Origin of the sequence: Paenibacillus sp. S-38, from assembly GCF_049942825.1 — a bacterium.
Taxonomy (GTDB): domain Bacteria; phylum Bacillota; class Bacilli; order Paenibacillales; family NBRC-103111; genus Paenibacillus_G.
In genome coordinates this window covers 7,113,155-7,132,713 of sequence record NZ_CP187970.1, presented here as the reverse complement: position 1 = coordinate 7,132,713, position 19,559 = coordinate 7,113,155, and the positions used below count along the sequence as shown (strand labels likewise).

Here is a 19,559-nt window from a genome sequence, read left to right as displayed (position 1 = left end):
AGATTGAGGTGATGGCATGGAACACCTGCAAGGGACGTACAGCCTTCCTCTGGTTCTCCTCTCTTTCGTCATTGCCGTTTTCACTTCTTACTGTGCGGTGGAGCTTTGCTGCCGCCTGTGGCAGGTGCAGGCCCGGACGAAAGCGGTACGGATGGCGCTCGGCTCCCTGACGCTGGGTCTCGGTTTCTGGTCGATGCATTTTGTAGGGCTGCTTGCTCTTCGCCTGCCCATAGAAGTTCGCTATAACGCACTATATATTTTTCTGTCGATGCTCCTGCCCGTAGCAGCCGTCTTGGCCGGCTTGTCCGTGCTGACGGACGGCCGCCCTTCACGGGTGAAGATGGCGGCGGCCGGCTTGTTCATGACCCTGGCGGTCGGCGGCATGCATTATATCGGAATCACCGCCATGATTATCCCCGCCCAAGTCACCTATGATCCGCTCTTCGTCCTGGTGTCCTGCGGGATTGCGGTAGGCGTTTCCTTCGCCTCTATCTTTCTGCTGCAGCGCCACCGGTCACGGGGCGGCGGACCGCCGGGACTGCGGGTGCGGATCGCTTCCTCCCTGCTGTTCGGCGTCCTGCTTGCCGCGATGCATTACACAGGCATGCATGCCGCCTCCTATGAGGCCTACCCCGCCGCTCCACTGCTGCCCGACCCCGATGCAGGGTTCAGCGAGGTGGTACTGGCGACCTGCGTGGGGGCGGCGTCGCTTCTCATTGTGCTGGTCGTATCGGGCAGCCAGATGATGGACCGGCGGTTTGCCCTGCGGCTTGCGAAGCAAAGCCGGCAGCGGTATGATTCCATTTTCGAGCATAATCCCGATATGGTGTGCCTCTTCGACCTGAGAGGCCATCTGCTCCGGGTGAACCCCGCCGTAGAACGCATTACGGGCTACAGTGCCGAGATCTTCCTGAGCCGCTCGTTCACCTCGCTGCTGAACCGCAGGGATGCGGCGCGGGTGCGGGCCTGCTTCACCCGGGTGCTCGAGGGGAAGCCTCAGACGATCGAGTGTACCCTGAGACATAAGAGCGGCCGCAAAATTCACTTAAGCACCACGATCGTCCCCATGGTGGCCGGCGGGCGGATCGTGGACATCTATACGATCTCCAAGGATATTACAGAGCAGAAGGAATCCGAGCGTCTGCTGCTGCAGGCCAAGATGGAAGCGGAACGGGCCGCTAGGGTCAACAGCGAATTTCTGGCTGTCATGAGCCATGAGATCCGGACGCCGCTGAACGGGATTCTCGCCATGAGCGATCTTCTCCTGGAAGCCGGCCTTCAGGGGGAGCTCCAGGAATACGTCAGCATTATCAACAAAAGCGGGACCGCCCTGTTGTCGGTGATCGGGGACGTTCTGGACTTCTCCAAGATGGAATACGGTACGGTAGCGCTGAAGGAGGAGGCTTTTTCTCTGCAGGCCTGCGTGGAGGAGAGCATGGGCTTGTTCGCCCCGCAGACCCAGCAGCGGCAGCTCCTGCTCCTCTGCGATTGGGATGAGCGGCTTCCCGGACAGCTCTATGGGGATGAGGGAAGGCTGCGCCAGGTCCTCATCAATCTCATCGGCAATGCCGTGAAGTTCACGGAGCGCGGGGAGATCCGGGTGTCCGTCCGCGAACGGCGCCGGGAGGGGGAGCGCGTGGAGCTGGAATTCGCGGTGTGCGATACAGGGGTCGGGATCCCGGAAGAAGCGCTGCCCAGCCTCTTCCAGCCCTTCTACCAGCACGATGCCTCCGCGAAGAAGCATGGCGGTACGGGGCTCGGACTGGCCATCTCGAAGCGGATCGTCGAGCTTATGGGCGGAACGATCCGTGCGGAGTCCCAGCCGGGCCAGGGCTCGCAGTTCATCTTCACGGTCCAGATGAAGAACGCCCCGGTGCCGCTTCCGGTCGAGCTCAGCAGCTGAGGATCGGGTTCTGCCCGCAGGCAGAGGAAAAAGAGGAACAGCGCCGTCCGGCGGAGCCGGCGGCGTTTTGCTTTGTTAAGTTCTAAACATTGGCCGTGCCTCCGCGCATGAGGTATACTGGAATAGACATCATTATGCGGATTCAGGGGAGAAACGTTACGGAACATGGATACGATTACACACACGCTGTTCGGTCTTACGCTTTATGGCTCCGTGGATAAGACCGGCATGACGAAGACGGAGCGGCGGGCTCTGCTCTTCACGACGGTGGCCGGCTCGCAGATTCCCGATATCGACGTGATCTCGTCCTGGTGGGATACGGCCGGAAGGTACCAGATGTGGCACCGGGGGCTGACGCACTCAGTGTTTCTGGTGCCTGTATGGGCCGCGCTGCTGGCCGGACTCGTCCGCCTTTTCGCCAAGGTGCGGGGCTGGAGCTGGTTTGTTATCGCGCTGATTGCAGTCTTCATTCATGATACCAGCGACCTCTTCAATGCGTGGGGGACGGGGTACTTCGAGCCCTTCTCCACGATGCGCATCACCTTCGGCACGATCCCGATCGTCGATCTGGTCTTCTGGGCGCTGATGCTCGGCTGCTACCTGCTCGTCCGCTTCAGACGCGGGGCCCGGGTGCCGCACAAGGTCTACCGTACGGTCTGGCTCCTGATGGGGCTGTATGTCGCAGCCCAATCGGCTCAGGGGTATTCCCTGTACCAAGACGCCTCCGCGCGCTACGAGCAGGTGGCTTTGTCCGCCGACTTTGTGCCGGGCGTGTTCACCGTCATCGGCAAGCAGGGGAATACGGTCGACCTGCTCCGCGGTAGTGTATTCACAGGCGTCAAGCCGCTCGCCACGCTGACGTCGGCGGAACCCGAACAGGCGGACCTTGACCGCCTCTTCGAGCAGAATCCGAAGGCCCGCACCTTGTACGAATGGTCGCCGTTCGTGGTGATGGTGAACGACGAACAGCGGATCGGCCTGTACGATCCGCGGTTTTACCGGAACGGCCAATCGTTCCTCTTTGAATACATGGAGAAGAAGAGGCTGTAACCGGCCCTGCCTACACCCGAAGTACAGACAGCGCCTCCAAGCTCTAGAGCGATTCTAGAACCCGGAGGCGCTGTCTCGTTTATCGGCCCGGCTGTCGTGCTGCCGCACTTTCCAATTGAGTTTCTTTCTAACTGAGTTTCAAGAAGGGCTCCTGTGGGTAAAAGTGGTTTTGGAGCCCTTGGTCCGAAACCCAGCGTATCCGGGGGATCAGGGCGTCAGGAAGTTCTGCGTGTAATACACGCTCATCTTGCCGCCGAAGGCGACGCCTACGCCCAGCTGGGAGATGCCACTGAGCAGATTCTTGCGGTGGCCGGACGAGTTCATCCAGCCGTGATGGGCATGGATGGCGCTGGTTTGGCCGGCGGCAATGTTCTCCGCGGCGCTGCTGTAAGAGAGGCCGGCTGCTTCCATCCGGTCGAACGGGCTCTGGCCGGCGGGATTCGTGTGATCGAAGTAGCCCTTGGCGGCCATGTCGGCACTGTGCCCCCGGGCCGTGGCGGCGGCACCCTCATTCCAGGCGAAGGGCTTCAGTCCCAGCCGGACACGGGCGGCATTCGCCAGATCGAAGCTCTGGAGCTCGAAGGCGCGTGCCAGTGCGTCACTGCCCTGCGGATAGAAGGATGCCATCGCCAGTTCGGTTGAACGGTCAATGACGAGAATGCCTGTCACATCGCCTTCTTGATGAATGTCATAGAAGAAGGTAATGTAAGCGCCGGCCTCCTCATAGGTGCCGTACTCGCCTTCTCCGTAATTCGTCATGTAGCGGGTATTGCCTTTGAGGATGTAGGAGAGCGGCTGGCCGTATACGCTCTGCACCTCGGTGCCCGAAGCGCCGTCCGTGAGTCCTTTATCGGTGCTCCAGCCGCTTGGAGCGTACAGTCCCGTGACCTTGCCGCCGCTGATGCCGACCTGCATGTACCGGCTGTAATCGCCGTTGTAGATGTACCACTGCATACCGGCGTAGCCGCTCGGATCTTTGCGGGCCGGCGGGCCGAGCTTGCTCAGCACGGAAGCTTCGCTGTCGCCGATCGCGATGCCGCGCACGGAGATGGCGGCGGATGACGCTTCAGACGCTGTCCCTCCGGGAGCGGGCTGGGCGGCTTTCAGCGCAGAGACGCTGCCCTTCAGGTTGCGTATGAACTGCACCGCTTCGGCCCGGGACAGCGGATCGGCCGCGGCATAGCCCTGCACGGTGGCGCTGCTCTTGCCCTGCGACAAGCCCTGATCCAGCAGAAAGCGGATCGAATCGTTCAGGGGGAGCGCAGCGCCCTGCTGGGTGCCGGCGATCAGACGGGCGACATGCCCGCGGTTATAGCTCTGGCGGTCGGGGCTGCCGAGCAGCGGCCAGTTCATCTTTGTCGCATAGTCATAATATGGCGTGTACCAAGGCGTGCCGGAAGCGGCGGAAGCCGGCTGGCCGCCCGGGTAGGCGCGCAGGAGCATCGCAAGGAATTCGGGCTCCGATACGGTCTGGTTCGGACGGAATGTTCCGTCCTCATAGCCGTCGACGATCCCGATGCCGACCGCCCATTTGACGGAGTCGGCGCTCCAGTGGTTCCGGGTATCGGAGAAGGCGGCGGGTGAAGCCGCGCAGGCGGTGGCCGCCAGGGACAGGACCGACGAGACACTCAGGACAGCGGGAAGCGCATAAGACATCCATCGTTTATTCATGGGGTTCCCTCCTTAAGGTTTCTATAGCCATTCGGTTCCAGTACATGATATCGGTCCAACGGGGCGGAGTCTATGGGAATCACCCCCAGTGGAACGCTCCGGGAGAGAGAATGCGAGATGGCGGAGTTCCTGGGAAAGATTCAATTGACAGTAGGTTAAAAAGCGATATACAGTAATACTGTCAATGAAAGCGTTTGCCAAATCTATATTACCTCTCTTTTGAATTTATGAAAACAGCATTGAAAAAAAAGAGGATGCCATGTATCATAGTTTTTGTAGATATATGTTATTAATAATTACTTACATATAACATATATATTACATAACAATAGGCTTGCATCGTGAGGCGTAAGGGGGAATAACATGATAGAGTTCCGCGATGTGAACAAGCACTACGGCGCATTTCACGTACTCAAGAACATTAACCTTACCATCGGTCAAGGGGAAGTGGTCGTGGTGATCGGCCCTTCGGGCTCCGGCAAGAGTACGCTGCTGCGCTGCATCAACCGTCTGGAGACCATCTCGGACGGCGAGCTTACGGTAGATGACGTGAAGATTAACGATAAGCGCACGGATATCAACCGGCTGCGGCGCAATATCGGCATGGTGTTCCAGCACTTCAACCTGTATCCGCACCGGACGGTCCTCGAGAACATCACTTTAGCCCCGATGAAGGTGCTCGGGGTCTCCCGCCAGGAGGCGGAGGAGACGGCGATGCATTACCTGACGAAAGTCGGCATCCCGGAGAAGGCGAAGGTGTACCCGTCCCAGCTCTCCGGCGGACAGCAACAGCGTGTGGCCATTGCCCGGGGGCTGGCGATGAAGCCGAAGATTATGCTCTTCGACGAGCCTACCTCGGCGCTGGACCCCGAGATGATCGGGGAGGTGCTGGACGTCATGCGGGACCTGGCGAAGGAAGGGATGACGATGGTGGTCGTAACCCACGAGATGGGCTTTGCCCGTGAAGTGGCCGACCGGGTCGTATTCATGGACCAGGGACAGATTCTGGAGACTTCCGCGCCGAAGGACTTTTTCGAGAATCCGCGTGAGGAGCGGGCACGTACTTTCCTCAGCCGGCTTCTGCACCATTAATATCATAATCCGAGTAGAGAGAGGGGTAATCAAGTATGATGAAGAACAAATGGGTTTCGATCGGAATGACGCTCTGTCTGGTTCCTGCACTGCTGGTAGGCTGCGGTACGAAGCCGAGTGAAACGAGCCAGGGGGCTGGCGGGGGGACTCCAGCGGCGGACACGACGAAGCCGGCGGATTCGACGGCACCGGCAGGCGGGGGCGCGCTCGAAGCGATCAAGGCCCGCGGCAAGCTCGTAGCCGGCGTCAAGTACGATACGAAGCTGTTCGGTCTTAAAGATCCGGCCACGAACAAGGTGGAGGGCTTCGACATCGACATGGCGAAGGCGCTCGCGAAGAAGATCTTCGGCGACGAGAGCAAGCTGGAGCTGAAGGAAGTCACGTCGAAGACGCGGATTCCGATGCTGAACCAGGGCGAGATCGACATCATCATTGCGACGATGACCATCAATGAAGAGCGCAAGAAGCAGGTCGACTTCACGGATGTCTACTTCAAGGCCGGCCAGTCCCTGCTCGTGAAGAAAGGCAGTGCGATCAAGTCGGTCACGGACCTCAAGAAAGGCAATAAGGTGCTTGCGGTGAAAGGCGCTACCTCCGGTGCGAATGTCAAGGCCAAGTCTCCGGACGTCACGGTTCTCGAGTTCGACAACTACCAGGATGCCTTCACTGCACTGAAAGCGGGCCAGGGCGACGCGCTGACTACGGACAATGCGATTCTGTACGGTATGGTGAAGCAGGACCCGAACTTCGAGGTCGTCGGCGGTACGTTCACGGATGAGCCGTACGGCATGGCGATCAAGAAGGGCGACGCGGAGTTTGTGAAGTACGTCAACACGTTCCTCAGCGACATGAAGGCCAGCGGAGAATACGACAAGCTGTACGAACAGTGGATCGGGGAAAAGCCGGCGAAATAACAGCAACCGGACTGAAATATGGGGTAGGATGGACCCGGGATCCGGGCTTCGTCCTACCTTTTCTCCTTACGTAGGGGATGGAGAGGATACATAGGGAGGGGGAGGCAGAGCGTGGAGAGCTTACTCCAGTGGAATATCTTATTCGAGCATTGGGACACTTACATGCAGGGCTTCGCCAACACGGTCAAAGCCAGTCTGATCGCTCTGGTCGCCAGCTTTATTCTGGGTGCGGTCATCGCCGTTTTCCGGATCTCGCCGGTCAAGCCGCTGAACTGGTTCGGCGCCGCTTACGTCGAGTTTTTGCGGAATATTCCGCTGCTGCTTATTGTGCTTCTGATTTTCCTGGCGGCTCCGAATTTCGGGTTGTCCTTTATTGACGGTTTCGTTGCGGGGACCATCGCGCTCTCCATCTACACCTCGGCGTTCATCGCAGAAGCGATCAGGGCGGGAATCCAGGCCGTCCCGAAGGGGCAGATGGAAGCAGGACGCTCATCCGGTCTAACCTACATTCAGACGATGCGTCATATCATTCTGCCGCAGGCGCTGCGGATCGTGATTCCGCCGCTCGGTAACCAGTTTCTTAATCTCGTCAAAAATTCCTCTGTTCTCGGGGTGGTGGCGGGGCTTGATCTCATGTACTTCGGCGATATCATTTCAACGCAGGTCTTCGTCACATTCAGCGTATATATTTTCGTAGCGATGTTCTATCTTGTGCTGACCATTCCGATCTCCTTCGGCGTACGCTATTTGGAGAAGCGGCTTGCGCGATAAGACCAGAGGAAAGGAGGAACCCCAATGGACTTTACCGGAGCTTATGCACCGGAGAATATGCGATTTTTGATGCAGGGGCTGTATGTAACGCTTAAAGTGGCCTTCTTCTCTACCATCTTCGCCTTTCTGATCGGCTCGCTCGTGGGAACGCTCCGTTTCGCACGGATTCCGCTGGTGGCGCAGGTTCTCGCCGTCTTGGTGGAGATCATCCGGAACCTGCCGCTGCTGCTCATCATTTTCTTTACCCGCTTCGCCCTGCCCGAAGTCGGTCTCAAGGTATTCCAGAATGCGGAGTACGCGGCTATTGTGGCTCTGACGCTCTTCGAGGCGGCCATGATTTCGGAGATTGTCCGAAGCGGTCTGCAGTCGATTGAACGGGGGCAGATGGAGGCGGCACGCTCCTCGGGTCTGACCTATGCCCAAGCGCTTTGGTATATCCTGCTGCCCCAGGCGATGCGCAGAATGGTGCCTCCGATGGTCAGCCAGTTCATCTCGCTGCTTAAGGATACCTCACTGGCCACAGTGATCGTTCTGGCCGAACTGACGCACAATATGCAGCTGATTGCGGCGAAGAACGCCAACTGGGTCATCCCCATCTTCATCCTCGGCGCGCTCATTTACTTCGTTGTAAACTATACGCTGTCCATCCTCGCCAAGAGGCTGGAAGCCAGACAAGTTTGACAAGGGTAAGCTGCTGCACAAAAACCGTCCGCACGGCGCATGGAGCGCCGGATGCCGGACGGTTTTTTTGGACATATCAGAAAGTGGGTGCGGGCAACTCGCTTCTGTTATCTGATATGTTTACTGAACGCGCATCGGCCTTATAAGAACAAGGCGGCGCAGCGAAAGCCTTAAGAGCGCTTGTCCGTATCGCAGGCTTCTGCGGCTTCCCGTGACACCGTATCGTCTGCGAGCTTCTCGCCGAACTGGTCGAGTCGTCCCGGATGGCCGGCCGGTCCGCGGTTTTTCGGTTTGCTGTTGCGTCCTGTCATGATGAATCACCTCCAGCTTTAGCGTGCCAAGAACGGCAGGGCGCTATTCCGGCGGGTGCGGTACACCGGCCCGGATGGTCCTGCTTGAAGAGGGACAAACTGGGGTAAAAGAAGGTACATGCTGCGGCACCTGCATCAGATTGGTACAGCCAATACCTTTAAGGAGTGATTGCGATGATGATCCCGATCGAAGCTTACTTCCATACCGAGAATGACGCGGAAGATGTGAGAATCAAGCTGCAGGCTTACCCGGTCGATTCCATTGAGGTAGGAGAGCTGGCGGAGCCGCTGGACCGCGGTATTCCGCTCCTGCTCCCATTCGCCTTGGCGGGCGGCACGACGGGAACGGCGACGGGGGCCGGTTACCTCGGCGGCGTAGGAGCGGTGAATACCGGAGCGGATGCTGCAGGAGCGTATGTCGGCCTGCGTACGGCGGATGACGCTCTTCACGACCGCGACGGGGACGGAAGAGACGACAGGGAGCTGAGGTATGTGCTGACAGCAAATATCGGAGCGGAAGCCTACGAAGACGTGGTCGATCTGCTGCGCCGCAGCGGCGCGCATGTGCACAGACGGTCGTAGGAGGCAGAGCCTCAAGCCGCCAGGAACAAGGGGAGGACCCTCCATACGGGTTCTCCCCTTTGTCATTCATTCCAGGCGGGCGTATGCGACCCCTTGCCCAAGACGAAGCCCCCAGCCTGTGGAAGGCTTGGGGCTGATTCACGATGCATGCGTGCTTGCCGGTCAGTGTGAAGCTCGGCCATGGCCTTTCCAAAGAGCGCCTGAGGCCAGCAGCCGGAGGGCGAAGAGCACGAGCAGGGCGGCTGCCCCCCATGCGGTGTAGGAGATGACGGTCTCCGCCCGGTTGGCGGCACCGATGGCGACGAGAGCCCATGCGATGACGAGGGCATAGGCCGGGTCGCGGAAGCGGAAGCCAACCAGCAGGCCGAGCAGCATGGCGGCCAGGATCCCGAGCACCGTCCAAGTCACCGGAGAGAGCCCGAAGCCGTCCCAGCCAAGCAGCTTAAGGCCAATCGTAACATTGACGAGGGAAGCAACCGTGATCCAGCCCAGATAGATGCTGAAGGGCAGCTGCACGAACCAGCGGATCACCCTGTCCGGCGACCAGCCGTCCGGACGCGTATTCACGTAGGCCCCGATCAGGGAGAAGAGCAGACCCAGCATGGCAAAGACGGAGGACACCGTATAGAGGTAATGCCACAGCAGGATCCAGGTGCAGTTGAAGAAACAGCTCACGAGAAACCAAGGGTTCGCCCCGAGGACTTCCTCCTGGTTCCGTTTGCCCGGCCACAGCTGAACGATAATGAACGCCACAAGCAGCGCATAGATCAGTCCCCAGATCGAGAAGGCGTATGAGGCAGGCGTGATCCGCACAGGGAACATGGCGGAGATCTGGCCGGTGGTCAGGTTGTTCAGCGGCAGGGCATTGGCCAGGTAATTGAGGATAAGGCCGGCGAGCAGGCCGGCAATATTCAGCCAGCGGATAATGGTTGTTTTCATAAAGCGCCTCCCAAGGAATGGATATACCAACTTTTAACCTATCAAGTGATAAGCGAATCTTAGCCGGATGTCCTTCTAAGTATATGGGGGGGAGGAGTTTGGCATGCCAAGCCAACGCATAAGAAGCTCCGGTCCATAGGACACGAAGCTTCACGCTGTATATTTGCGCTAGAACGTAGTGAACCCGAGCCAGCCCTGCAGCTGGTAGACCAGTTTCTTGAGTGGGTATGTTTTCTCCTTATAGGCCTCATAATCCAGCGTATAGCTTCCGTCCCGGTTCTCCCAGAGCCGGTTGAAGTAGGCTTCGACGTTCCTGAAGACCTCGCTGTCCACAGGGCCGGAGATAAGCAGGTCCGTCTCGAGATTGAGATCATCGAGATTGCGGGTCGTGAAGTTGGTGGAGCCGCTAAGGATCGACATGCGGTTCGTGCCGGTCACCATCATCATTTTGGTATGATACTGCTCCTCGCCCGTGTTATACCACCGGACCTTGATGCGGCCGTCCGTCCCATTCACGAGATCTTCGGCCACCGGGCGGTTCGGCAGCCCGATCTTCTCATTGCCGAAGGCATTCTGGTTGGGATCCAGGATCAGCCGGACCTCTGCTCCGCGGTTCGACGCTTCCCTCAGGGCCTTCAGCACGTCTGGATCGGCCAGATAGAACATGCCCATCCAGACGGTATTCCCGCTGCCGGCTTCGGAGAGCAGGTGCAGCAGGTGGGCGTTGACCTTCCCTTCGCTCAGCAGCCGTACGCTAAGATCGCCACTGTCCTCCCCCTCGCTGGGCGTGTACTCCGGGAAGGAGGCACCCCCGCCAAGATTCGCAGCCGCCTGCTCGGAAGCGAGCACATCGGCAATAATCGGTCCGCCGACCGCAAAGGCAGCGTTGGAGTGTTTCGCGCTGGCATCGTGCACATTGCCTGAGGAGACGATGGCGATATCCTCGGTGGCAATGACCTTGCGGTGGTTCGCTTTTACGTTGAACAGCTTGGCGTACGAGCGGACGGTCATGTCGGGCGCCGTATCGGCCATCGGGTTGCTCACCCAGCCGCGGCCTTCCGTCCCGTAGGGCCGGAAAAAGAGGCGCCACAGCGCCGAGTAGAGGGGAGTAGAGTCCCTGAGGGCATCGGTATCCGTGACGACGGTTTGCACGCCTGCCGCCTTCAGCCTCTCGAGCTCGGGCGAGGGATGGGAGCCGTAGGACGTGTTAACCTCGTCCGTTATGAAGACGGCTTGGAGCTTCGGATGCTGCTGTTTGCGCTGAATGAGCTTCTGCGTCAGCTGTTCCGTGATTTTGGGGAACGACTGGCCTTCATTCACATAGCTGTTGAAGAGGAACATGTCGATGACCACGAACGAATCGGCTTCGTCGACCGCCTGCAGAATCCGCTTCAGGATAGCTTCCTCCCGCATTTCTTTATCTCCGTTCTTGTCCTTGTAGGTCAGATCGTAGAGGAACTCCACCGAATCGGTCCGGTGAACGGGACCTTCATAAGAGAGGCCGGGAGGCAGTGGCTTGCGGCTGTTATAGATCAGCACGGCGGTCACGATCACAAGCAGGAGTATGGCCAGGGAGCGCAGGATCCAGCGAATGACATGCTCGGTATCACGGCGCGGGGCTGGTGCCGGCTTCCGGCCGGCCGGACGAGGGGGCTGTGGGTAGGCCATGGCTATCGCTCCGTTTCTGCAAGAGTAGGTTGTACCCTATTTAAAGCAAAAGACGGACGAATGAAGCAGCAGGCGAGCGAGGGGATAGCAGCAGACTGGAGTTCGGACACAAGTGGGGGCAGCAAAAAACGGAGGGCCGCATGGACCGCTCCGCTTTGGTTTACCAGATAGAGACTAGGAAGACCTGCGCCGGGACAGGTGAATGAATGTTGCGGCGAGAGCTGCCACCAGCACCGCGCCTTTGATGATATCGAAGGCGTAGTAAGGGAGGTTCAGCATTGTCAGGCCGTTGAGCAGCACGCCGATCAGGACGGCGCCGAAGAAGGTGCCGATGACGTTCGGCTTGCCCGCTCCAAGCACGGAGTAGCCGACGAATACGGCGGCCACCGCCTCCATCAGCAGCGGGGAGCCGGCGTCAATCTGGCCGGAGCCCACCCGTGCGGAGAACAGGATGCCCCCCACGGCGGCGAACACGCCGGAGAGCACATAGGCTAGCGTGCGGACCCGGTTCACGGCGATCCCGGAGAGCCGGGCCGCTTCCCGGTTGCCGCCGGTCACATACATCTGGCGGCCCCAGCGCGTGTAGGTAAGGAACACATGCACGAGGATGACGGCTCCGATCATGAGCAGCACGGGAACCGGAATGCCGAGCAGCTTGCCTTGGCCGATCCACAGAAACTCACTTGTGAACTTGCCCGGCGCTTTGGTGCCGTCGGTCATCTGCATGTTGTTGTAGATCGAGAAGCCCTTCGTGTAGGTCTTGTGGACGCCGCCGATAATATACATCACGGCCAGTGTGGCCAGCAGATCCGGTATACGGATCTTGACGATGAGCAGGGCGTTGAGCAGCCCGACCAGAACCCCGATGAGCAGCGGAAGTGTCAGCACGGCGATCAGCGGCATCTGGTACCAGACCATGAGCGTGGCCGTGACGACCGTCGTGAGAGATACCGTGGACCCGGCCGACAAGTCGAAGCCGTCGACGATCTGCGAGAAGGTGACGCCGATCGCGATGAAGGTCACGATGGAGATGGAGCGGAGGATGTCCGCCATGTTGTCGTAGGACAGGAAGTTCTCATTGAGAAGGGAAAAAATGACGATAACGCCGGCAATGACAAGCAGGGCGCCGTATCGGTATAGGTAGTCCAGCTTGGTCGTATTCGTATTCATGTGTGCAGATTAAGCCTCCCCGCTGCTTGCATAGTACAGAATTTGCTCCTGAGTCGCCTCGCTGCGCTGCAGCTCCTTGACGACCCTGCCGTAGCTCATGACGAGAATCCGGTCGGCGATGCCGAGAATTTCCGGAATTTCGCACGAAAAATAGATGATGCCGTTGCCCTCTCCGGCGAGCCGGCCGATGAGCCGGTAGATGTCGCTCTTCGCTCCGACGTCGACGCCTTTGGTCGGCTCGTCGAACAGGTATACCTTGGCGCCGGTCGGCAGCCATTTGCCGACGGCCACCTTCTGCTGGTTGCCTCCGCTGAGGTGCTGCACGAGCTGCTCCCGGTGCGGCGGCTGGATGCCGAGCTCGGCGATCCGTTCCTCGGCATTCGAGATCTCCCGCTTCCGCGAGACGAAGCCGAGCCGGCTGAAGGACTTCAGCAGCGGCAGGGCGAGGTTGCTCATCACCGACTGGGAGACGAGCACGCCCTGCTTGCGCCGCTCCTCCGGAATGAGCGCGATCCCGGCCCGCACGGCATCCGTCGGCGAGGAGAGCTTCAGCGGCTGCCCGCCGAGCCGGATCTCGCCGCCTTCGAGCGGGTCGGCGCCGAAGAGCAGGCGCGACAGCTCGGTCTTGCCCGCGCCGACGAGCCCGACGACGCCGAGAATCTCGCCGCGGCGCACGGTCAGGTCCACACCGCGCACCTTCGTGCCGAAGGACAGGCCGCGCGCTTCTAGCACCGTGTCCCCGATCGGCACGACGGCCTTCGGGAACTCCTCCTCGAACGGCTTGCCGAGCATCTCTTCGATGACGCGGTGGGCGTTCGTGTCCGCCGCGGGCTTCGTGGAGATGTGGCGCCCGTCCCGCATGACCGTGACGCGGTCCGCGATCCGGAACACTTCGCCGAGCCGGTGTGAGATGAAGATACAGCCCACGCCGTCGGCCTTCAGCCGGTTCATCAGGGCGAAGAGCTGTTCGGCTTCCTCGCCGCTGAGCGGTGCTGTAGGCTCGTCGAAGATGAGGAAGCGGGCCTTCTGGGCGAGGGCCCGGCCGATCAGGACGAGCTGCTTCTCGGCGATGGACAGGGAGCCTGCCTGGGCCCTCACGTCAAGGCCGGAGAGGCCCAAGTCGCCGAGCACGCGGGAGGCTTCCTTCTCCAGCGCGCTCCACTGCAGCCAGCCGGGCCCGGAGGTCAGGCGGTCGAGCATGATGTTCTCTGCAACAGAGAGCGTCGGCACCAAGGCCGTGTCTACTTCTTGGTACACGCATTGAATGCCACTCCGAATGGCGTCGATGGGAGCCTGGACGGCTAGACGGCGTTCTCCGATGCGCACTTCGCCGCTGTCAGGGACATAGGCTCCGGACAGCACTTTCATGAGCGTGCTTTTGCCCGCCCCGTTCGCGCCGAGCAGGGCGTGGATCTCGCCCGGCCGGACGTCGAAGTCGACGCTCTGGAGGGCCAGTACGCCGGGGAACGATTTCGTGATGGACTTCATCATCAGCAGGCCTTCCGTGGGAAGAGGGTTCTGGTGCGGAAGCCGGTCATTGGACGTTACGGTCATGGATGGAGTACGCTCCCTTCATCGGTATGGCGGTGGACCGGCGGCAGGACCGCCGGCCGTGATAAGCAAAATCCCACCGGAGCGGTGCCGGTGGGATGGTGTCATTACTTCGCAGCAGGCGTTTCGGCCGCTTTGAGCCAGTCGGTGTATCCCTGCTGGCTGTTGCCCCAGCCTTTGACGTGCTCACTGAGCTGAGCCGTGGAGATCTGTTCCTTCGGCAACTGGTCACGGGCGACGAAGACCGGCTCGAGGACGACCTTGTCCGGCGTTTGGTCGCCGTGCAGCTTCTGGTACAGATAGCGGACCTGAATGCGTCCGATATCCTTAGGATCCACGGCGGAGGATGCGATCCATGGGCTGTTCGGATCCTGGATCATCTGCAGATCCTCATCGCTCATGTCAATGCCGTAGACTTTGATTTCGGTACGGCCTGCCTGCTGGATGGCGCGGGCAGCGCCTTTGGCGAACTCATCCCAGGAAGCCCAGACGGCGGAGATATCACCTTTGTTCGGATACTTCTTCAGGATGGCTTCCATCTGTGCCTGCGTGTCCAGCGCCGTATTCTGGGAAGCGGCGCCGAAAGCGGCGACTTCTTTGATGTCCTTATACTTGTCCTGGAATGCCTTGTACGCGATCTGGCGGCGTTCCATCGGAGCAAAGCCGGCAACCCAGATCTTCACGATGCTGCCCTTGCCGCCGATATCGGAAGCGAGGCGCTCGAGGGTGGCTTCCGCCATCTTCGCATCATCCTGCTGAAGAACAGTGACGCCCGGCACGTTGATATCGCCGTCGAAGGCCACAACCGGAATCTTGCGCTCGATCGCTTTCTTCACGCCGGCTTCGAGGGCTTCCGCCGTACCGTGGTCGATCAGGATGCCGTCCACTTTCTGGTTGATCGCCGCATCCAGGTTGGAGGACATCTTGGCGAGGTCGCCGTCGGCAGGGGTGACGGTCACTTTGCCGCCGAGTTTCTCTACCTGCTCTTTGACGCCTTCAATGTATTGGGCCGAGAAGGTCCCGAGGTTGATCTGCATGATCAGAGCGATTTTTTTGCCTGCCAGCGGGTTAGCCGTGTTGGCGCCGGCCGATGTGTTCTCACCGGCTGTGGTGCCCTCGGCCGCCGGCTTGGCGGTGCCGCAGGCTGCGAGGCTCACGGACAAGATGACCGTCAGCACGGACAGCATGCTTTTTTTCCAGAAACGCATGAATGATTCCTCCCCATTTCCTGTCTCAGTTTATATCATAATTCCAATGGAATTACTGGTAATAGTACTGTATCATCCACCCAACCGTTGGTCAATCCCTTAGGCGAATTTTGTCGGAATCCGGTAAATTCCATGCCAAAAAGCCCGTACAGGCTGAGCCTTCACGGGCTTAGGGGGGCGCCATAACGAACAACTACACAATCTCATCACAGGAATCCGCCTACGGGTTACTTATAGGAGAAAGGTTAGCGCTGCGATAGCTACAGAGATATAATGCAGGAGATCAAGCCAAGGTTTCTTGGGACGCTGGGCCAAGGAGAAGGTCATGTAGACCGAGCGGATGATAATGATGAGCAGGGCCGCTTGAAACAGCAGTTCAGGCATGGGAATCCCTCGCTTTCACCTGGATGTAGGTTCACTATCCAGCTTATGCGGCCGGTGTCCGGCTTCATGACGGATTCCTGCGGGCGCTTGTACTGCAACAAATTCAGGCCATGCTGCGTCTGAAAGGTAACTCCGGAGCGAATGACAGTTTAATTAAGAGAGGTTGTTACTGATGACAAAGAAAACTTATACATGGAAAACTTATACATGGACGGCCGCCCTGTCGGCGGCGCTTCTGTTGACCGTTGCCTTATCTTCTTCCGCGCTCGCTTTCAGCGATGTGTCGGGGGAGCAGGCTGCGCCGATTCTTGACCTGAAGGAGAGGGGGGTGGTGAGCGGGGTGGATCAGGACCGTTTTGTTCCCCAGGGCACAACGACTTATGCGGAAGGCGTCGCCATGCTCGTCAAGGGCCTTAATCTCAATACCGATAACATGAAATTCATCAAGGCGCCCGAGGCCACGGACTATTTCACGAATGTGCCCAATGGCGCCTGGTATGCGGACAGCTTTATCAAGGCGCAGCTGAACGGCGTTCCGCTGCCCAAGGATGTGAACCCGGCCGGCACGCTCACCCGCGAAGCCTTCGCCAATCTGCTCGTTCATGCCGTAGAAACCAAAGGGAACTTTCCGCTGATCAAGATGTATATCGCCTTCGCGGATGAGAGCGAGATCACCCCGGAGCTGGGCGGCGCTGTACAGCGGCTGGTGCTGTACAAGTTCGCTTCGGTCGGCGATGACCGCAAATTTTATCCGAAGCGCGAGCTGACCCGCGGAGAGGCGGCGGTTTGGCTGCATAATGCCATCCGCTTCCTGGAGAATCACCAGGGGCAGCCGGAGCCCGCTCCCCTTCCTCAAGAAGAAGTTCAGGTGACGGTGGAAAAGGTGAACGACAGCGTGAACCGGGTCGTCCTGTCGCGGGGGCAGAAGCCGACGTCAGGCTACGGCATAGAGATTACCGGCATCCGGTTTGAAGCGGAAGGCCGGGCGGTTGTGACTTACAAGCTGTCCGACCCGGCGCCGGGCAGCATGAATGCCACGGTGATCACGGAGCCGAAGGCCGAGACCTACATTTCTTCGCAATACAAGCCGGCCGCCGAGCAGCAGGCCCAATAATTCTGTGATCCCGGACGCCCGCCAACGATAGGATGCAAGTGTATTCGTTCCACCCGGGATCCTCCCCATCGCCTCTGTTTCTCCTTCCGGGGAGGCAGGGGCTTTTTTACGTGGATACAGGCCGCAAGCAAGGACAGGCGGCTGCGCCGGTTCCGGATTCAAGTTCCCAGCAGGCGGGTAAAACGGGTATACTATCCAATAGCACCTTACGATGGACAACAGATGACGCATACGACTGAAGGAGGATATAGGATGGAAAAGCTCGTGAAGGAAGTAAACGGAGTCCGGCTGTCCTACAGGGATACAGGGGAAGGGACGCCTGTCGTGCTGCTGCACGGCTTCTGCGGCTCTTCGGCGTATTGGGACGAGCTCGTTCCGCTGCTAGAAGGACGGTGCCGTCTGATCGTTCCGGATCTGCGCGGACATGGAGATTCTTCCGCACCTGAGGGCACCTATGCGATGGAAACGTTCGCAGAAGATATCGCCGGCTTTTTGAAGTCGCTTGATATAGGCCGCGCCGTAGTGCTGGGACACTCGCTCGGCGGGTACATTACCCTCGCGCTGGCCGAACGGAACCCGGATCTGCTGCTCGGCTTCGGTCTCGTGCATTCGACACCGCTGCCCGATGACGAGAAGGGCAAAGAAGGCCGCCTGAAGGCGATGGACACCATCCGGGAGCAGGGGCTGCCTGCCTTTATTGAAGGGCTGGTGCCCAAGCTGTTCGCTCCGGCGCACTTGGAGACGATGCCGCAGGCCGTAGCCAAAGCCAAACAAATCGGTCTTGAGACGAATCCGGATGGTGCAGTGCGCACACTGGAAGGGATGCGGACCCGCCCGGACCGCCGGAAGGTGATCGAGGAAGCGAAGCTGCCGGTACTCCTTATAGCCGGTACGGGAGACGGGGTCATTGCGCCGGAGAAGACCTTTGCTGCCGAAGGGGCGCAGACGACCAAGAAGCAGATCGACGGCGCGGGGCATATGAGCCTGGTGGAGGCGCCGGGCGAACTGGCGCAGGCCATTCTCGATTTTACTTCTTTAATTTAAACCATGCGCTTAAGGAGGGCTCCCGGGAACGTAGGGGGCCTTCCTTTTTGTTTGCGTACCCATTGACGCGGGAGACCGAGGGGCATATACTGAAATCAATCAAAGTGAGTAATCACTCATTTTATCCGAAACTGAATCCGGGTGAGTACTCGCCACTCTACTGACGGGAGCGATGGTCATGAATCATACGGTGGAAACGGATGTTTGCATAGCGGGGAGCGGCCCTGCGGGGCTGATTCTGGGGATGATGCTTGCAAAGGCGGGCATCAACGTTCTGGTGCTGGAGAGTCAGGATAATTTTGACCGCGAGTACCGGGGAGAAGTGCTGCAGCCCCGTTTCCTTCAGCTTATGCAGGAGTTGGGCTTGAGAGAGTATATTGAATCGCTTCCGAGCTCGAAGGTGCGTTCCGGAGCGTTTTATTATAAAGAAAAGCTGCTTGGCGAGTTTCAGTTTGACCGTTTCTCCGAGGAAATCCCTTATGCCCTCTGGATTCCGCAGCCCATTCTGCTTGGGGCGCTGTATGAGAAGGCCCGCGAGCTTCCGTCCTTTGATCTTCTCTTCCATGCTCCGGTTACCGGGCTGAATGAGGAAGAAGGGCGGATCTGCGGGGTAACGGCCCAAACCCGGGATGGGGAGCTGACAGTGAAGGCCAAGGTAACCGTTGGTGCGGACGGACGCTTCTCCGTCGTACGCCGGCTTGGAGGTTTTGCGATGGAGTATGAGAACCACTCCGGTGATCTCATCTGGTTCAGTGTGCCCAGGCCCGCAGACTGGGGGGGGGCGCTGCGGATCAAGCTGACGGATGGTTTCCCGATGATTATTCTGCCCAAGTACCCGGATCTGCTGCAGGTAGGCTTGGCTGTACCGCCTGGAGAGTGGAAGTCGATCAAGAGCCGCGGAGTGGATGCACTGCGTCAGGAACTGCTCGGCGCCCACCCTGCTTTCAGGTCCTTTGCGGAAGAGCTTCGGGACTTTAAGCCTTTTGTGCTGCTGCAAGCGAAGACATTCCTGGTGAGGGAATGGGCCAAAGACGGCTGCCTGCTGATTGGCGACGCGGCCCACTGCGCATCCCCTGTGGGAGCGGTCGGTGTCTCGCTTTCCGTCGCGACGGCGGCCGCTGCGGCGGAAGTAATCTATGAAGCGATCCAGGATGGCGATGTCTCGGCCGCCCGGCTGGGACGGGTACAGGAGAACAGAAGCGGGGAGATGCGCTCGGTACATCGCATTCAGGAACGCGGGGCCAAGGTGATGTTCGCCTCATCGGCCTTCGTGCGGTCGCTCGCCCCCGTCATGATTTCACTTGGTGCCCGGTTGAATCTGGTCTCCCGGCTTCAGCGCCGGGTCTTGCTGCAGCCGGAACCGATGGATATTCATTCTCGGTTTCGGTTTCAAACGTGAGGAATGAGCCGGTTTGGGGTAATAAAAGGTAATTGGATGTGCCTCCGCCAGGGGGATATAGTATAGTGATAGTCAAGAAGGACTGCAGACGAGTGAACGATGGAAAG

At 59.2% G+C, this 19,559-nt stretch carries 18 protein-coding genes; 10 read left to right on the top strand and 8 right to left on the bottom strand.

The window, feature by feature from the left end:
* The first annotated feature begins 16 nt into the window (after positions 1–16).
* Together ACP26L_RS31155 and ACP26L_RS31150 are read left to right on the top strand one after the other, a co-directional pair.
* Positions 17–1,903, top strand: a complete 1,887-nt coding sequence (locus ACP26L_RS31155) for an MHYT domain-containing protein (protein ID WP_426449397.1) — start codon at positions 17–19, stop codon at positions 1,901–1,903.
* A gap of 165 nt (positions 1,904–2,068) precedes the next feature.
* The gene (locus tag ACP26L_RS31150; RefSeq protein ID WP_426449395.1) at positions 2,069–2,953 is read left to right on the top strand and encodes a metal-dependent hydrolase; all 885 of its coding nucleotides are present in this window, start codon (positions 2,069–2,071) and stop codon (positions 2,951–2,953) included.
* Between the two features lie 207 nt (positions 2,954–3,160).
* Here the strand turns inward: ACP26L_RS31150 and ACP26L_RS31145 are convergent, their stop codons facing one another.
* Entirely contained in the window at positions 3,161–4,624 is a 1,464-nt protein-coding gene (locus ACP26L_RS31145; RefSeq protein ID WP_426449393.1) for a CAP-associated domain-containing protein, read from the bottom strand.
* Between the two features lie 363 nt (positions 4,625–4,987).
* On the opposite strand from ACP26L_RS31145, the gene ACP26L_RS31140 reads away from it, so the two are divergent.
* The 4 genes from ACP26L_RS31140 to ACP26L_RS31125 all read left to right on the top strand — a co-directional run bounded on the left by ACP26L_RS31140 (position 4,988) and on the right by ACP26L_RS31125 (position 8,082).
* The gene (locus ACP26L_RS31140) at positions 4,988–5,716 is read left to right on the top strand and encodes an amino acid ABC transporter ATP-binding protein (protein WP_426449391.1); all 729 of its coding nucleotides are present in this window, start codon (positions 4,988–4,990) and stop codon (positions 5,714–5,716) included.
* Between the two features lie 35 nt (positions 5,717–5,751).
* The gene (locus ACP26L_RS31135) at positions 5,752–6,630 is read left to right on the top strand and encodes a transporter substrate-binding domain-containing protein (RefSeq protein WP_426449389.1); all 879 of its coding nucleotides are present in this window, start codon (positions 5,752–5,754) and stop codon (positions 6,628–6,630) included.
* Positions 6,631–6,792: 162 nt separating this feature from the next.
* Positions 6,793–7,401 (top strand): amino acid ABC transporter permease, encoded by a 609-nt coding sequence (locus tag ACP26L_RS31130; RefSeq protein WP_426455170.1) that lies wholly within the window; start codon positions 6,793–6,795, stop codon positions 7,399–7,401.
* A 24-nt stretch (positions 7,402–7,425) separates the two neighbouring features.
* A complete protein-coding gene (locus ACP26L_RS31125) occupies positions 7,426–8,082 on the top strand; it encodes an amino acid ABC transporter permease (protein WP_426449387.1) in 657 nt (218 codons plus the stop codon).
* 170 nt (positions 8,083–8,252) lie between these two features.
* On the opposite strand, the gene ACP26L_RS31120 is transcribed toward ACP26L_RS31125, so the two are convergent.
* The gene (locus tag ACP26L_RS31120; protein WP_013920574.1) at positions 8,253–8,393 is read right to left on the bottom strand and encodes a hypothetical protein; all 141 of its coding nucleotides are present in this window, start codon (positions 8,391–8,393) and stop codon (positions 8,253–8,255) included.
* A gap of 174 nt (positions 8,394–8,567) precedes the next feature.
* Here ACP26L_RS31120 and ACP26L_RS31115 point away from each other — a divergent pair, with 174 nt between their 5' ends.
* Complete coding sequence (locus ACP26L_RS31115; protein ID WP_426449385.1) at positions 8,568–8,975, top strand: hypothetical protein; 408 nt, start codon at positions 8,568–8,570, stop codon at positions 8,973–8,975.
* A gap of 162 nt (positions 8,976–9,137) precedes the next feature.
* Here the strand turns inward: ACP26L_RS31115 and ACP26L_RS31110 are convergent, their stop codons facing one another.
* From ACP26L_RS31110 to ACP26L_RS31085, 6 genes are all read right to left on the bottom strand, one after another.
* Positions 9,138–9,914, bottom strand: a complete 777-nt coding sequence (locus tag ACP26L_RS31110; RefSeq protein ID WP_426449384.1) for a hypothetical protein — start codon at positions 9,912–9,914, stop codon at positions 9,138–9,140.
* 168 nt (positions 9,915–10,082) lie between these two features.
* A complete protein-coding gene (locus ACP26L_RS31105; protein ID WP_426449382.1) occupies positions 10,083–11,582 on the bottom strand; it encodes a phospholipase D family protein in 1,500 nt (499 codons plus the stop codon).
* Positions 11,583–11,756: 174 nt separating this feature from the next.
* Complete coding sequence (locus ACP26L_RS31100) at positions 11,757–12,752, bottom strand: ABC transporter permease (protein WP_013920568.1); 996 nt, start codon at positions 12,750–12,752, stop codon at positions 11,757–11,759.
* Between the two features lie 9 nt (positions 12,753–12,761).
* Positions 12,762–14,306, bottom strand: a complete 1,545-nt coding sequence (locus ACP26L_RS31095) for a sugar ABC transporter ATP-binding protein (protein ID WP_426449380.1) — start codon at positions 14,304–14,306, stop codon at positions 12,762–12,764.
* Between the two features lie 104 nt (positions 14,307–14,410).
* Positions 14,411–15,511, bottom strand: a complete 1,101-nt coding sequence (locus tag ACP26L_RS31090) for a sugar ABC transporter substrate-binding protein (protein WP_426449378.1) — start codon at positions 15,509–15,511, stop codon at positions 14,411–14,413.
* 231 nt (positions 15,512–15,742) lie between these two features.
* Positions 15,743–15,895, bottom strand: a complete 153-nt coding sequence (locus ACP26L_RS31085) for a hypothetical protein (RefSeq protein ID WP_426449376.1) — start codon at positions 15,893–15,895, stop codon at positions 15,743–15,745.
* 172 nt (positions 15,896–16,067) lie between these two features.
* Here ACP26L_RS31085 and ACP26L_RS31080 point away from each other — a divergent pair, with 172 nt between their 5' ends.
* From ACP26L_RS31080 to ACP26L_RS31070, 3 genes are all read left to right on the top strand, one after another.
* Positions 16,068–17,009: an S-layer homology domain-containing protein gene (locus ACP26L_RS31080; RefSeq protein WP_426449374.1), complete on the top strand. Its 942-nt coding sequence runs from the start codon at positions 16,068–16,070 to the stop codon at positions 17,007–17,009.
* Between the two features lie 252 nt (positions 17,010–17,261).
* Positions 17,262–18,053, top strand: coding sequence for an alpha/beta fold hydrolase (locus ACP26L_RS31075; protein ID WP_426449372.1), 792 nt, complete (start codon positions 17,262–17,264; stop codon positions 18,051–18,053).
* A 178-nt stretch (positions 18,054–18,231) separates the two neighbouring features.
* Positions 18,232–19,452 carry an FAD-dependent monooxygenase gene (locus ACP26L_RS31070; protein WP_426449370.1) on the top strand — a complete coding sequence of 407 codons (1,221 nt, stop codon included), beginning with the start codon at positions 18,232–18,234 and terminating at the stop codon, positions 19,450–19,452.
* Positions 19,453–19,559 lie beyond the last annotated feature (107 nt).